At 32.6% G+C, this 15126-nt stretch carries 11 protein-coding genes and 2 pseudogenes; 6 read left to right on the top strand and 7 right to left on the bottom strand.

Going from position 1 to position 15126, the window contains the following annotated elements; translation table 11 throughout:
• Positions 1-6: 6 nt before the first annotated feature.
• The 6 genes from V1503_RS23580 to V1503_RS23555 all read right to left on the bottom strand — a co-directional run bounded on the left by V1503_RS23580 (position 7) and on the right by V1503_RS23555 (position 9737).
• Positions 7-204, bottom strand: coding sequence for a cold shock domain-containing protein (locus V1503_RS23580; protein WP_410629947.1), 198 nt, complete (start codon positions 202-204; stop codon positions 7-9).
• A gap of 281 nt (positions 205-485) precedes the next feature.
• A complete protein-coding gene (locus V1503_RS23575) occupies positions 486-875 on the bottom strand; it encodes a hypothetical protein (protein WP_410629563.1) in 390 nt (129 codons plus the stop codon).
• A 419-nt stretch (positions 876-1294) separates the two neighbouring features.
• The gene (locus V1503_RS23570) at positions 1295-2701 is read right to left on the bottom strand and encodes a TULIP family P47-like protein (protein WP_410629561.1); all 1407 of its coding nucleotides are present in this window, start codon (positions 2699-2701) and stop codon (positions 1295-1297) included.
• 169 nt (positions 2702-2870) lie between these two features.
• Positions 2871-4913, bottom strand: a complete 2043-nt coding sequence (locus tag V1503_RS23565; RefSeq protein WP_410629560.1) for a TULIP family P47-like protein — start codon at positions 4911-4913, stop codon at positions 2871-2873.
• 210 nt (positions 4914-5123) lie between these two features.
• A complete protein-coding gene (locus V1503_RS23560) occupies positions 5124-7115 on the bottom strand; it encodes a TULIP family P47-like protein (RefSeq protein WP_410629558.1) in 1992 nt (663 codons plus the stop codon).
• Between the two features lie 30 nt (positions 7116-7145).
• A complete protein-coding gene (locus V1503_RS23555) occupies positions 7146-9737 on the bottom strand; it encodes a TULIP family P47-like protein (RefSeq protein ID WP_410629556.1) in 2592 nt (863 codons plus the stop codon).
• A 764-nt stretch (positions 9738-10501) separates the two neighbouring features.
• On the opposite strand from V1503_RS23555, the gene V1503_RS23550 reads away from it, so the two are divergent.
• Both V1503_RS23550 and V1503_RS23545 read left to right on the top strand, forming a co-directional pair.
• Positions 10502-10978, top strand: a complete 477-nt coding sequence (locus V1503_RS23550; protein WP_410629554.1) for a hypothetical protein — start codon at positions 10502-10504, stop codon at positions 10976-10978.
• A gap of 132 nt (positions 10979-11110) precedes the next feature.
• Positions 11111-12025, top strand: coding sequence for a GH25 family lysozyme (locus tag V1503_RS23545; RefSeq protein ID WP_410629552.1), 915 nt, complete (start codon positions 11111-11113; stop codon positions 12023-12025).
• Positions 12026-12188: 163 nt separating this feature from the next.
• Here V1503_RS23545 and V1503_RS23540 read toward each other — a convergent pair.
• Positions 12189-13182 (bottom strand): annotated as a pseudogene (locus tag V1503_RS23540) (zinc ribbon domain-containing protein).
• A 448-nt stretch (positions 13183-13630) separates the two neighbouring features.
• Between V1503_RS23540 and V1503_RS23535 the strand changes: the two are divergent.
• From V1503_RS23535 to V1503_RS23520, 4 genes and pseudogenes are all read left to right on the top strand, one after another.
• Positions 13631-13999 (top strand): annotated as a pseudogene (locus tag V1503_RS23535) (CAP domain-containing protein); the annotation flags it as partial.
• A 121-nt stretch (positions 14000-14120) separates the two neighbouring features.
• Positions 14121-14345: an IDEAL domain-containing protein gene (locus tag V1503_RS23530; protein WP_410629550.1), complete on the top strand. Its 225-nt coding sequence runs from the start codon at positions 14121-14123 to the stop codon at positions 14343-14345.
• A 266-nt stretch (positions 14346-14611) separates the two neighbouring features.
• A complete protein-coding gene (locus tag V1503_RS23525) occupies positions 14612-14911 on the top strand; it encodes a hypothetical protein (protein ID WP_410629548.1) in 300 nt (99 codons plus the stop codon).
• Between the two features lie 30 nt (positions 14912-14941).
• Positions 14942-15070 carry a hypothetical protein gene (locus V1503_RS23520; protein ID WP_410629547.1) on the top strand — a complete coding sequence of 43 codons (129 nt, stop codon included), beginning with the start codon at positions 14942-14944 and terminating at the stop codon, positions 15068-15070.
• The last annotated feature ends 56 nt before the right edge of the window (positions 15071-15126 follow it).

Raw genomic sequence — 15126 nt, 5'->3', positions numbered from 1 at the left:
ATTAATTTAGATTTTCACCACATTATCAGCTTGAGGACCACGTTGTCCATTTACGATATCAAATCTCACCTCTTCATTAGTCTCTAGATCTTTAAAACCTTCTCCTGAAATTCCTGAATAGTGTACAAATATGTCTTCTCCATTACTTGATTCAATAAAACCATAACCTTTCTCAGCATTAAACCATTTGACTTTTCCTATCATTCTTTTTTTCATAATTAATTCCTCCAATACTATTTTTATCGTTATTACTCCTATACTAAATTTGTCTAAGTTCAAAATAATTTTCATATATGTAACTATCTTTACATTAATTCAACTTATAATAGTATTAGTAATAACCACAAAATTATCATTCCCTATTTTGGTATAAATATAACCTGAATAACAGTCAATTAAAATTCAAGAAAACAAAATTTTTGAAGCTACCTGTGTTAAATTTCACCATAATTCGGTCTTTCATGGTAAAATCACAAATATTCTGATTAATGTACTGTTTTGATTCTATTCAATAAAGTTGTTAGCATAATCCTATATCCTTCATCGTCACCATTATAGTAAATATCATTATCAACAATATGTTTTCTATGGTTATTTTTAATTATATTTCCATACTTATCATAAGCTTCTTCTCTTAACCAAATTTCAATTGTGCCACTTGACTTACAACTTGTATATATACCGTTTTCGTCCAAAACTTTTTCTTCAATTTCTATAGTCTCATCCCAAAACTCGTCTTCATTAACACCTTTTGGTACTTGAAAGATAACATTAAAAGTTGAAATAACATCATGTAATAATCTAATAACTGTAAAGTTTGATGTTTTAATGTGTTGATTTAGTGTTTCCTCATACTGATTCAAAGCTTCTTCCATTATTACTCTCTCCTATTATTTGTTCAATTCTATTACTAATTTATACATTTTTTATAACAGTTTTTTTCTCACCAATTACTTACATTTTTCCTTACTTGTATCTTTAGTTTACATGGATTCAGGTTATTTGTTTAATTCATTAATCATAGGCAGAGAGGCTAATCAAGTTGGTTATAGTTTCTCTCTCATTTATTATTTTTGTCGGTAATTCAACAATATCGATCATACGTTCTTTCTGATGAGATGGTAGACGATAAACAACCCTTAAAGTACGTTTACAAAAGTATAAAATCTAAATTGACTGATCTAGGAACAATTTAAGAAGATTATTTCCTACATAACCTACACACACCAGATTATTTTGAATCATATAACAAATTCCATACTTTTAGACCATGATTGTAGATATATTTCTTGTTTTATTCAAGAATTAATGTTCCACCTAATTGAAGTGGCCCAATTAAACGGGCAGAATCTAACTCATATACGTCTGATGAACTCCATTTAATAGGATTTGTAGCGTTGAAAGCTAAAAGGTCAATGGTTGGTGACAATTCTGTTTCTTTATGACTTTGGATTTCAGGAAGGATTCCAGTTAGTAGACCCATTACCATCCCACCTGCAAAAGCAGCAAGAGCACCACCCATCACCCCTAGAATCAACACTGATAAACCACTCACAGCTATTGTAATCCATTTTTCTATAGATGTAGTTTCATCATATATTCCATGTAACACATCAGCATCTTGTAACTCTTTATATACAATGGTTTGGCCTTGAAGTGTATCTGCTAAAGTAAGTGTGTACTTATGAGTAGTCTGGCACCAAGAAGTGACATTTGAATTAATTTCTGTTTCTGTATACGCATTAAGAATAATACGGTCACTTTCTAAAGTAATCTTCATGTTTGTCATCTTTGGATAATACAGTATACCATCTTGTGTAATGGGGTCTAAATTTACAGTTTTTCCATCTTTAAGCTTCAAAATAGTCTCATAATCACCTGTTTCTGTATTACCACCAACAATTACTTCAAAATCATTTGGATTTGAGCTTGTCCAATGCATTGGAATTGTTGGAAATATAAGGTCTTTTAGTAACCTTTCCTGAGAAATTAGAAAGCCTGAATTACTCCCATCGGGGATTGCAAAAGGATCAATTTTTTGGATTTGCTGAATGGTTGCATTTCTCCCACCCGTCATACATAATACGCCAAGTAAACTATTATCTAGAGATGAACCATCCAAATAAGCATAATCAACATAGGACGGTTTACACCACGTCCATCCTTCATTTTCATCAATATAGGTATTTAAATTTACAGTTGCAAAAATGTGATTAAACTCCTCTAAATGTTCGTTTAGCCAACTAATAATAAGGCTACCCATCATAGCATTAGCGAATTCTATCCCAAAAACATCAACTAGATTACCTGTTGGATTTGTACTATATGTAAATGATTTTAATGAAACAACTGGATCCGTTTGAGATTCAGAAGAGCATCTAATTGTTAAGTGTTTTTCATCTTCAGAATGATCAAGAAACTGTAGTTTTACTTCAACGATTAGTTCTCCTCGTTCTATTGAGTAATTTCCTAATTGATTACTCCCTGATACTTCTTCTATTGGGATCGATAACCAAATTAATGAACCGTCACCGCCTTGAACGATTTGCCAATCTTTAAAATCTCCCTGTATAGAATCTTCAAGACAAGTGTATTCAAATTTATTAGGAGAAGATTCTCGTTTAATAATATACTTGTTTACCTCAGAGATAGGTATTACAAAGACAGTATCCCAATTTAATGTATCTGTTTGATGACTCATTATTATCTCCTCGTTTTAGTGGTAGTGTTGATAATATTGTAAAAAATGATTAACAAAGTCCTTTCCATGGTAGTGTTCTATAATACTAAACAAAAAAAGTATAAAAACCACTAAAACACCCAATATTTAGTTTAATACTGTTATTTTAGTGGTTAAAAATACCTCTTTATTAGTCTACTCCCAGCTGGAAATCATCCGGTAAGAAGTCATCGTCTTCAACTAATTTTCCGCCAAGAAGTAGACAATTGTGAAGTGATGCAGCTTGAAGTTGAAACCCATTTGTACTTGGCCAATGGACACCACTTACACAATTTTGACCAAACTCATCTAAGGTAGGAAATTTACTCCATTTTTGTTCATCCATGTAATTTTGAATTTTTGGAGCTTCTTGATAAGCAAAACCACCAATACCACCTAGAAATCCAAACAACATTTTATACTTTTTAGCAGCTAAACGCTCTGCAAAGCTCTGTTTTTTTTGTGAAGCCATTTCTTTAGCATTTTCTTCATTATTTTCCTTTTTCTCTTCATCGTTTTTCTCTTCTTCTTCATTCATATCGTCTTCATCCATTGTATTCATGTCGTCTTCACCTTCAGGCACTGTATTCATGTCGCCTTCACCTTCAGACACTGTATTCATGTCGCCTTCACCTTCAGACATTGTATTCATGTCGTCTCCCATGGTACTAAGCTCATCGGCTGCTGCTTGACTACCTGAACTCTCAACTTCAGCTTTTGCAGCTTCGCCCGCCTCATCACTAAATTCAGGTACAGGTAGTTTAAAACTACCTTCGCCCTCTACCCCCTCATCTCCGATTTTATTCATATCTATCCCTTCGTCCACTTCCTGTTTAACATTGTCCACTGTTTCAGAAATACTTTTGCTACCCGTTTCAGCAGCTTCACCAACAGCTTCACCACCCGCTTCAGCGGCTTCACCTGCAGCGGCCGCAATATCGAGAAGCCCTCCCAATGATACTCCTGCTATACCTATCGCTAGCATTACTGCTGTGTCTTTTAAAATATCTGTCCAGCCTTTATCCTTTTCGGTATAACGTAGATTACACGTTGGATCCCCTACTTGATCTAATTGTAGTACATTAGAATAATGTTCCTCATCTGAATCAATACCCGAAGCTAGAGAAACTGTATAGTACTGAATAAAATCAACATGAGCAGTAACATCATCATTGATTTCCCAGTATAAATCAGTTATCTCTAACCTTATTTGACTATTAATTAAAGACATATGAAAATTTCCAACGTCTATATAAGCGTGATACAATTCCCCTTCATCGTCTGCAAATGAATCCCAATACAGTCGTTTATTATTTGTAAATCCAAGTCCATCAGAGTCTAGATCATAATCATACCTTGTAGATCCTAAATTCATAGCTAATATACCTGGTAATAACCATTTTTCTACGAACCTCGTAGCATCAATCCCAAAACTTGATTGTCCGCCTGATGCAGGAACCATTCGAGCATCAACTAAATGAGCATCTCCAGGTCGTGGTCTACTTTCTGTCATGGCCAAGACTCCTAATACACTATTTCTCAAGTTGGCATCGTTATCCGTTGATTCGTTAGATGAAGCAAGTGCATAATGTAGATCCGTTGCTTTCAGCCACTGAAAATCATCATTTTGTGCTTTTTGATTAATAATAAAAATTGAAAAGACATGTTCAAATGCACCTAGTAAATCTTCTTGAAATGCTTGAAGAAAAAGTTGCTTGCAAAGCGCCTCAGCCATAAGAGGATCATCTGCGTTCGAAAAATCAAAATGTGCTGATTGTATACTGACACTCTCACTAGCAGAAATTTTCAAATGATGCTCTGATCCAGAATTTATCTCAGCATAATGATCAAGATAAGTTCTTTCTTCTTGTTCAATAAAATTTAATTTTACCTCTACATCTAGCCAACCATCGTTTAGAATCAATGGATTGCTTTCTAAAATACTAATGAAGGTACAATTTGGAACTGGACACCTTAATACTAAGTTTTGACCATCACTATTTGTTGAAATTTCCCAAGAGTTAAATGCACCATTTATTGATGCTGTTGCTGTACCCAGGGTAGGGTTTATACTTTCAAAGCTAAATGACCTTGGTGTTGTATTCATTTTTCTGATTGCGTCATTAGCATCTTTATAGCTAGTTGCATATACTGTATCCCAACCAAACAAATCGATTGTTGATTCAAGTGCCATCTAAATCACCCCTTCTATTTTCCACTCAAATTTTCACTTATCCAAAGCATGACTAACATGCTTTGGATAAGGTCCTATGAAGCGTGTCGGTTTGTACATACGGTTAATTAAATATTTACGATGAATGGGATCTATATTACATGCTACTAACTGTGTTTGAGATAGTTGGTATATTTAACTTTGATATTTTTTTAGGTAGGGTTATTAATCTTATACTACATTATCAGATTCTGGTTTAAGCGTACCTTGTAACAATAAATTCCCATTTAATTCTATCGAATCTAATGTAAACTCTTGGCCTGGCCATGTGACATTCCCAATCGCTAAATCCTTAAAATCTTGTAGGGGTTCAATACTATCAAAAACTTCATCCTCATTAAGCATTTCTGGTTCAGGACCTTTAATCTTATCTTTTAAAGGATCTTTAACATATACCCCTACCAATGACCCACCTAAAAGACCAAATTTATTTGAAAAAATTAAATCCGTTACTCTTCCACCATAATACTTTAAATTTAATGGTAGTCTTTGTCTAATTTGTTGCCAAAAAGTTCCATTTATTCGAGAAAGACCTGCAACATACTTTTGACTAACTGTTAAATACTGCCCTTCAGAAACTATTGCAATAACTGCGGCTCTGTCTTGTGCAGCTTGTCCAAATCCTACTTCGATTTCTTCTTCACTACCCGCCTCTATCAAAGCAGCTGATGCTTTACGTAATCCTGATTCCGTTCGCATTGGAATTCTCATTTGCGCAGCTACTTCAGGATCTACCGGCTCTAATTTATCCATGCCAGCTAGAATAGATCCTAAATAGTTTTTATCATTAATGAAATCTTCCGGATTCAAACCGGTGCATTTAAAGAATCCTGTTGTTAAAAATATATCAAGTGGCTCAGCAATAATATTGAAAACTTCCCCACTAACTACTCCTATTACCGCCGCTGCAAAATCTGCTTTAAAACTAGCTAACTGATCATCCGAATTGGAACTTGATGTATCCACAGTTAAATTGTGAGTTGTTTCACCAACAGTTTCTAATCGAAGTCTATTATTAGATAATACTACTTTATACGACTCTGAAAAGTTAAGCATGTACTTCATTTTGTTTTCTACCCAAGTTATATCTGTGAAAGTAACTGTTAGCTTATCTTCAAACATAGTTAAGTTGTATCCATTTGGAGGAACAATTCCTATTATCTCTTCCCCGTTATCATTTATAAATTGTGTCCACTCAATTTCAGCATTATTTTTAATAGTTAATCCGTCAGGGCTCAATTCTAATTTTTCTTCATTTCCTGGGGGAAACGTAACTTCTGCACCTTTCATAAATATTTCTTTCATCACAAGCTTAGCATCAATTGCAAATGTTGATTGAGATCTCGTCAAACCATCCAAAAGCCTGTAGTCTATATTATGCGCATCATTAGGGCGAGGCTTATTCGAAGTCATTGCCATGACTCCAAGCGTACTCGTTGTAGGACTTCCTGTTGAAGAAATTCCATAGTGTATGTCTGTAGGTCTTAACCATTGGAAAGTGTTAATATCATCTTCTTCATCACCTAGATACTCATTTACTTCATTGTTAATAACAAATATATTAAACACTGCATTAAATTCAGAAATATGTTCTATAAACCAATCACTGAATAACTTTGAAAATATTGCTTCTACTATTGCTTCAGAATAAACATTTGACAATTCACTTAAATCAAAATCGTGCTGTACTACTCTAGCAGGATTTTCAGTATTACCACTAACCGCCAAATAATAAGGAGTGTAATCAGTAACTTCCCAAACTGCATTTAATTGTTCTTCAACTTGTTGTTGAATTTGATCTTCTATTGTTGCTTGAATCTCTTGTTGTTCCGCTTCATCTAAAAAATCAAGGTTTACTTCTAAATATATGTTTTTATTGTCTTTTAGCTCAACAGATAGTTCTTGGTTTCCATCATTTATAGTAAAAATACCCGATGAAATAGGACACTCCAGTACAAGGTTTTGCCCATCACTTAGTGTTGAAATTTTCCAAGTATCAAATACTCCATCTTCAAGCGTTCCTGTAATTGTCCCACTTGTGTATTTTCCACTAAAATCATGCGGCTGAATACCGTCATTTTCATCTTGTTTACGCAGAATCTCATTTACTTGATCAAAATTTATTGCATATGCTGTATCCCATCCAAATAGTGTTGTACTCATTATGGTACCTCCTAGTATTATAAGTATTTGTTAAGTTTGTACTGTTAATTGCTCACTCAATTCTAATGCAATTCCATTTGTATCTATTGCTCTTATTTTGTAGCTATATATATTTCCTTGTATCACAAAGAAATCTTCAAAACCTCTTAAATCAAATAATGGATCATTTGGTTCTACAATAAAGGGATCTACATTGTCATTGCGAAATATCTCAAATTTCGCAACCTCTATATCATTGTCATTCGGGAGATTCCACGACATCCTAATGGAATTCGTATCAGGGTTGTATGACCCACCAATCCACTTTATCTCTTCTGGTCTAAAATAATCACCTCTAATATAAAAAGATTCAGATAGACCTGCTTCATATGCCCTAAAGTCATGTAAGCCATTCCAAGTTATAAAATTTACTCCTAAGTCACTTACAAATGAAGTAGTTTGACCTGAATAAAGAGATTTACGAACAGACTCACTAATTGTTGAAGTAACACTCGCTATTACTATGTCAATTATGGCTACAACAACTGGTCCACCCAACGCACCTAGTGCAAAATCATACCATGGGATATGTTTTTTATAACTGATTGACGGGTTCTGATCCTTAACAAAGTAAACTGATTCTTCTGCAGGATTGTATCTACACTCACTTCTACTTGAAACATTAAAAGTTACATTAGCCCCTGCCAACCCAGTTATATTAAACTTTCCTGATGCTTGAAAAATTAGGAATTTATCTTGAATAGAAATACTTAATGATGTTAACTTGGGATGATATGTTTCAAGCCCCCACTTAACAGAACCACAATTAATTTCACCATTATTTTCTATTCGACCTATGGTTCCTTTAGTAGGATGGTACACAAAATTTTCATCAGTTGTACCGTTACTAAATGAACTTGATAATTCAGGCAGGATTAAGTTTTTCAAGAAAAGCTCATTTGATATCAGCAAGAAGATACTATAACCTTCTTTTAAGAGTGTTGAATCAATTTCTTCTATAAGATCATTAACTTGTTTCTCGGTAGTAACTGACAGTATAGCAAGGAATCCTTTTTGGTCTTTTGATGTTTCTTGATAAAGGTAATGACATTTTTTTGGTGCTAACCATCTTAGGTTTGTTGATTTTTCGCCTTCTTCAAAGATATTAGATGTGATTGTTTCTGTCGGTTCACTCTTACTAACAGTTGAATTAACAACATTCTCTTCTCCTTTTTGGTCAGATGACAATTTCTTGTAAGTATAGACTGGAGAGTTGTTTGATAATTCATCTACCGTGTAAGTATAGGAAAAATTAATTTTGTCACTTTCATTTACATTTGTAAGGGTAAATATCCAAACACCCTCATTTTGTTCAACCTTTATTTTTCGTTGAATCTGATCATTTACTGTGTAGTGAAGATCAACATAGGATGACGTTTTGTAAGGGGAAAAAGTAAATGCTATTGAACCTGTTCCCTCAACTATATCGATTGAATAGTCATCTTCTTCAATTGTAGTAATATCATTAATAGATGGTTCTTGAAGTTCTGTAGTAATTGTGTAGCTGTTTGATACAGTAGCCTTAGAAATATCATTTAGTAAATATGTGAAGGAAAATTTTATTGTACTTCCTTTTCTTACATTTGTGATAACGTAATTCCATCCATCATCATGTTCTTTTGCCTTCACATCTTGTTCACCTTCATTATCAACTTGATAATGAAGATCTACTGAAGAAGTAGAATCTGATAAAATAAGAGAAATTACTAATTTACCATTCATTTCACCGATTTTAATCATGTATTCATCTTCTTTAATTTCAGAATAAGCTGCTAAAGTAGTTAAAGTAATAGTTGTACTCTCAGGTGATTCATTACCTTCATCATCATAAGCTAATACAGAATAACTATATGTTGAATTAGCTAAAAGGCTTGAATCTTCATAGAATGTTGAACTAGAGGTTTGAACATTTCCGTCAGAACGCTTTATTTTATAACCAGTAATTGCACCCTCAATCGTAGGGTTGTCCCAAGTTAAGCTGACGCTCTTATCCGTTAGCCCGGAAATAGATAAGTTTACTGGTGTTTCTACAAATCTAAATTCATTAGAATTTTGAAGATGTTCGTCACCTTCTATAAATAGCTCAATCCTTGAAAATACATAGGATAGCTTTGCTTGATTTGAGAGAAACAACTTAGGTAACACTGTATTTAGCACACCCCAAGCAACATTGGTGGTGTCAATTTGACCAGTTACATCAGGAGTAACAACAGTAACAGCTCCAGGTGTCGTATCCCCAGGTTCACTTCCAATTACCTCTACGTTAAATATAAGGTTTTGTACATTAGAAACCTTTGAATCGTTAATAAACTGTAACTGCATTTCCATGACCGGTTTGATATTTTTTATGTCAACTTCCATAGTACCCATTTTCAAGACACCTTGTTTTATAGGTGTTTCGAATCTCAATAATGAATTTGAACCTCCTGATATGATTTGCCATGCATCAAAGTCTCCTGAAATTTCTATACCATCCTGTTCAAAATGAAATGAAGAAATTATTTGAGACATGTTACTTTGCAATTGCTGATTAACTCTGTTAATTGAACACACATTAATTATGTCCCAACCTTTTGTATCCACATCTACACCTCCATCACCCCCATTAATATCTTCAAAATTTAATAGCAATAAGGGTCTAATCATTACCAGTTAAATGAGTAAGAATTTGTGAATATTTTACTTTTTTCAAGAGTATTAGTAGTACCCATAAAATATAATCTTCACAACTTTCTATTTTTATATACAACAAAATTTTCTTTTTTAACTGATAATATTTTCCCTATTCTATAAAGCATTAGTACGAATAATAATTTGACTGAGATCCAAAGTGTATTTATTTTCTGTTGAAGTATTACTAGTAGCCACAAATATAATTTGCTCAATTCTCAATTTTTATATACAACAAAATTTTCCTTTTTATCTGATAATATTTTCCTGGCGAATATACATGTTCTCTTTTTAAAAATATAAGTAAGACTGAGAATATGTTTATATTTATTTTCATCTAATACAACAAATATCATCTCTTCAATTTTGTATTCTTATTCAACAAAATTTTCTTTTTAATAGATAACATTTCTCCTACAAATATATATGCTCTCTGATAGAGAAGGTCCTAGTAATTTTTATTGAATGTATAAAAAACTTTGTGTAATAAATTTTCATTCTCATCATTTTAAGTTTGGCCTAAGGGTCCATCTGAAAAAAAGTATTCTTCTATCATAAAAAACAATTCATACATATAACTGAGAACAACGGTATTTCAATAACCCAAAAGATTTTTGAATTAAAATATTTTTCTGGTTCATACTAATACTCATAAATAAAGTTAATGAGGTGATTAAATGCTTCAATTAGGTGAATTAGGTGAGCTAGGTGTTCTAGTTGCAGTAATTTATGCTTTAGGTGAAGTAGTTAACAAATTAATACCAAACAAATTCATCCCTATAATTAGGCTTTCTTTAGGGGTTATCGCTGGATTAGTGTATATTGATGCAGAAGGAACCAAAAATGCACTTTTCTATGGAATCATAATTGGTTTAGCATCAAATGGATTAATTGATTTAAACAAGTTTTTGGTTAATAAAGATGGTGTCGTAGTTTATGAAAATGACAAGGGCGAACCTGATGTAAAATTACATGACAAAGAAGCAGACCTAGAACAAGTAGATAAGGATAATGAAATTGAAACAAATAATGTAACTCCAAGTGATCATATAGTAGAAAAAGACAAGGACAAAACTGATGTGAAATCACAAAGTAAAGAAGAAGATTTAAAGCAGGTCTATAACGATAAAATAGATATAAATAAATTCAATTAAATATGCCACACAAAAGCTAACAGATTCACATTGATATAGTTAGACTCTTAAAGGAAACTTGATTAAATACAGAACAGACAAGTTTTTATTATATTCAAAATTTCAAAAACATATCTAGTTAGGAGAATAAAGATGCAACAAAGAAATCCAGCTAATAATGTAAAAGGTATTGATGTTTCTCATTGGCAAGGGAATATAGACTGGAATAAGGTGAAATCTGATAACATAGAATTCGCCTATATAAAAGCTAGTGAAGGAACCACTTTCGTAGATAGTAATTTAGAGAATAATTATAATAACGCAAAACAAGCGGGGATAAAAGTAGGATTTTATCATTTTGGTACACCAAGTCAAAGTCCACTAGACGAGGCTAGTTGGTTTCTGAATGTAACATCTAATTATCATAATGATCTGCCTCATGTGCTAGATATTGAACAAAATAATCAGCTATCTAAAGCGCAGATTACACAATACTGTGAGCAATGGTTATCAAGCATTGAGGAAAGGTCCAATTATCAGCCAATTCTTTACACCTATTCTTCATTCGCTAAATCTTATTTAGAAAGTACTCTAGGCAAATGGCCACTCTGGATAGCCCAGTATGAAGTAGAAAAACCTAATGATAATGAGATTTGGGATAGTTGGGCTATTTTTCAATATACTGATAGCGGGACTATTAATGGTATTACAGGAAATGTTGATATGAATGAAATGAATAAAGAATTCTTTTATATGGTAACATCCGGAAAATCCGAAAGTGAATTAATAAATAAATGTAAATATACTTTACCCACTGAAACATTAGAGCACGGAGATCGTGGTGAAAATGTCATGAAGATTCAAAAAATATTAGCAGATTTAAATTTCTATCCAAACAAAAATGCTCCTCAACATGGCATAGATGGTGTATATGGACTAAAAACAAAAGACATGGTACAGCGCTTTCAAAAAGTATATTTACCATATGAAGTTGATGGCATATATGGGGCAAATACAAGAGAAAAAATAGCAAGTCTCCTCAAAGAAAGAGGCTGTGAAGTACTTTAAAATAACTCAACACAGCATGAGAGTAGTTAGATAAATCTCTAACTACTTAATTAAATAGAGGTAGAGCCAGGAGAAACCCTGTTATAAACGCTAATTAATGAACTATCCACCACTTAATAATGAGGGATTTCGAAATGCAAAATCCTAAAGGTTTTTTAATTGACTAAGCTATCTCCGTCGTTCCTACGGATAAGAGATGAATTGCTTCGTTTCTGAAATTCTGTCCGGATTTAATAGCTCTATTGTGATTGGTTACGAATAATGGACAATCCCATATACTTAAGTTTAGATTCTTAACACCTTTGTTTTTGAAACCACATTGAGAACAAAGTTGCCTTAAGGCAAATGTTTTAGATACCTATAATGATTTTTTTACCGTACTATTTACCCTTATATTCAAGGATTGTACAAACTTTGGCCCAATATACTTCACTAATTACTTTAGCTCGATAAACGTTTTTTAAGCGTATTACTCACTTGCAAGTCCTTGTTCCTAGCATTCGATAATTTCTCTTGTAGACTTGCTACTTTGATACAATTTTCATTCCATTTCGCGTACCTTTTGTACGTCTAGAAAGAATACATTGAGCATTTGCTAGTTTTTCTTCTAGCATTAGAAAGAATTTAGGATTTAAATAGTTCTTTTTAAGGGTGGCGAAGTATATTTATCCCATATCAATGTCGATGGACGAGTTTGTTCTCACTAATATTTTTGCTACAACTTCAGCTTGAAGAAAGACAAAATACTTTCCTAGAATTGCGTCTAATCGTTGCAATGATAATTCTAACCTCAACATTATCACTTTTTGTATATTTTATTAGTCCATTGTAGGCAACTTGACTTTTTCCTACAATGGAAATGTTCCGTTTGTATGTTTTGTCATATACGGTTGAACTTTATTCTTTTTAGATTTTAACCTACGCACACCATTATGTTTTTTTAAAAAAACAATCAAGAGCCTCTGCAAGATTACGTAATGAAGGTTGAAGAGAAATACAGTAAACGCCTTTAAATAAAGTAGTTTTTTACTTAGTCAGTTCGGCAGAACAAATAACATACGTTAGGCATTACTAGGCTGTTTATATGTATCATTCCATGAAGCTAAATAATGATTGAAAACAAAACTACTACAATCAATAGTTTTAGCAATTAGCAGGTTTTGTTCTTAGTCTGGATAGATAACAAATTTAATGGCAGTTTTGACCAATCATTTTCTTCATCTCACTTGTCTATTAAGAATTAATTATACAATATCAAAGTGATTTTTATCTCACACAAACGGTCAATCATCCCCACACTTAACCTTCATCACTTCGACTTGTTCCGGTTTGAAGTGGGGTCTTCTGACCGAACAATGATAAATTAACTAATCATTATAGAACAAATATACTTCAGGAGGAAAAACAATAATGAAAATTAAACTATTATATATCGGCATTTATTGTACTGTACTTTTATTGGGCTCTGGATTTACCTTGGGGAATAACAATTTCCAAAAAACGGTGCTAGAGATCGGTAAAAACAATAGTATACCATTAATTTTACAAAGTTCTAACACCACTAGTAATTTAAATATAACTATTCCAATATCCGCTGATGAGAAAAATTATGAGCAGATTGTTTTGGATTTAATAAATGAAGAAAGACAAAAATATAATTTACCACCTTTGCAAAAAGATAAAAAATTAAGTAAAGTGGCACAAATTAAATCTAAAGACATGCAAACAAATAATTATTTCAATCACACAAGTCCAATATATGGTACGCCATTTGATATGATGAGGAAGTTTGGTATTCAGTTTAAATCAGCTGGCGAAAATATTGCCTATGGTCAGAAAACGCCGCAGGAAGTAGTTCGTGCTTGGATGAAAAGTCCAGATCATCGTAAGAATATATTAAACCCTAATTTTACTCATACTGGAGTAGGGTTTGAAAAGAAGGGGTATTACTGGACTCAAATGTTTATTAGCTGATAAATTCATTATTAGATCTCTGTTACTAACTGTTATGTATTAATATAATACCGTTTCTAAATTTTTGAAAATCTTATATGAACTAATGCTCAGTTTTCAAATACGTAGGAGGTGTTTTTTAATGAGAGATTATAAATCATATACTGAGATCATGAAGTCCTACGGTAATGCTCTAGGATATATACAAGAATTAACAATTTTAGATGAATACATCCAAATAATAATTGACGAAGCGCTTAATAATCGAAAAAAAGAAATGCTATTGCAAGAGATCGATGAGGCACTAGATGCTAGAAATTATAATTTATTTATGATGCTTTCGTCTAAATATATCCAATTAATTTGAATGTGTTCTTAAATAAACCTAGTATATTACACTATAGATGTACTATCTTGTCATGAGAAGATATGGCTTATAAGTAATGGATCTAAGTCAATATTTTGGAAATAATAAATTGAGTTTTTGTGTTGTTTATATTATATTTTCGATTCTAAGTAATCCTAGTTTTATGGAGATGGAGATACGGACATGATATTTTAGCCAAGAAAAACAATCTTACAAAAATCGGTCTACTTCCGCAGGATATCATACCCTTCCCTCCATGAGACCAAATGAATTTACAACTCCATAAAGACCATGTTGTAGTTACAAGTTCATCATTTGATTTTGCACCCTCCACTGATTTTACTATGGTAAAAGTTCTTTGTGAGACTGTTTTTGCACAGTATTCCGAGGATCATATTGATGAATTTAATCATGTGTTTTCAATTTTTATAATTAATCAACAATCTACAAATGAAAATTTTCAGTGGTTAAAGCCAACCTATGTTCATTATGCACTAACATCAGTTAATAATAGTGAAAATGAAGAAACAAACCTGAGGAAGAGTACATTAGGGTTATGTGTATGACAGAAGGAAGAGTACATTAGGGTTATGTGTATGACAGAAGGAAGAGAACCTCCTATAAGTGGGCATGCGATAGATCCAAATATGCTTAAATACTCTGAGTCTCCATCAGCTTTTGCGATATCTGGTCCTTTATTTGTAGAAAATAGGCTTTTACCTTGAGTTGATTATTTATTTGAAGAGGATGATATTAAAGATTTTGATATACAAAATGATGG

It is taken from the genome of Nanhaiella sioensis (assembly GCF_046557775.1).
GTDB classification, from domain to species: domain Bacteria; phylum Bacillota; class Bacilli; order Bacillales; family SM2101; genus Nanhaiella; species Nanhaiella sioensis.
Note: the sequence above shows the minus strand (reverse complement) of the source record. Positions and strands in the feature narration are given on the sequence as shown.

What these genes read in the sequence shown, in the direction of transcription:
- V1503_RS23580 (WP_410629947.1), bottom strand. Translation starts at nt 204, where the DNA reads ATGATAGGAAAAGTCAAATGGTTTAATGCTGAGAAAGGTTATGGTTTT.
- V1503_RS23575 (WP_410629563.1), bottom strand. Translation starts at nt 875, where the DNA reads ATGGAAGAAGCTTTGAATCAGTATGAGGAAACACTAAATCAACACATT.
- V1503_RS23570 (WP_410629561.1), bottom strand. Translation starts at nt 2,701, where the DNA reads ATGAGTCATCAAACAGATACATTAAATTGGGATACTGTCTTTGTAATA.
- V1503_RS23565 (WP_410629560.1), bottom strand. Translation starts at nt 4,913, where the DNA reads ATGGCACTTGAATCAACAATCGATTTGTTTGGTTGGGATACAGTATAT.
- V1503_RS23560 (WP_410629558.1), bottom strand. Translation starts at nt 7,115, where the DNA reads ATGAGTACAACACTATTTGGATGGGATACAGCATATGCAATAAATTTT.
- V1503_RS23550 (WP_410629554.1), top strand. Translation starts at nt 10,502, where the DNA reads ATGCTTCAATTAGGTGAATTAGGTGAGCTAGGTGTTCTAGTTGCAGTA.
- V1503_RS23545 (WP_410629552.1), top strand. Translation starts at nt 11,111, where the DNA reads ATGCAACAAAGAAATCCAGCTAATAATGTAAAAGGTATTGATGTTTCT.
- V1503_RS23530 (WP_410629550.1), top strand. Translation starts at nt 14,121, where the DNA reads ATGAGAGATTATAAATCATATACTGAGATCATGAAGTCCTACGGTAAT.
- V1503_RS23525 (WP_410629548.1), top strand. Translation starts at nt 14,612, where the DNA reads ATGAATTTACAACTCCATAAAGACCATGTTGTAGTTACAAGTTCATCA.
- V1503_RS23520 (WP_410629547.1), top strand. Translation starts at nt 14,942, where the DNA reads ATGACAGAAGGAAGAGAACCTCCTATAAGTGGGCATGCGATAGATCCA.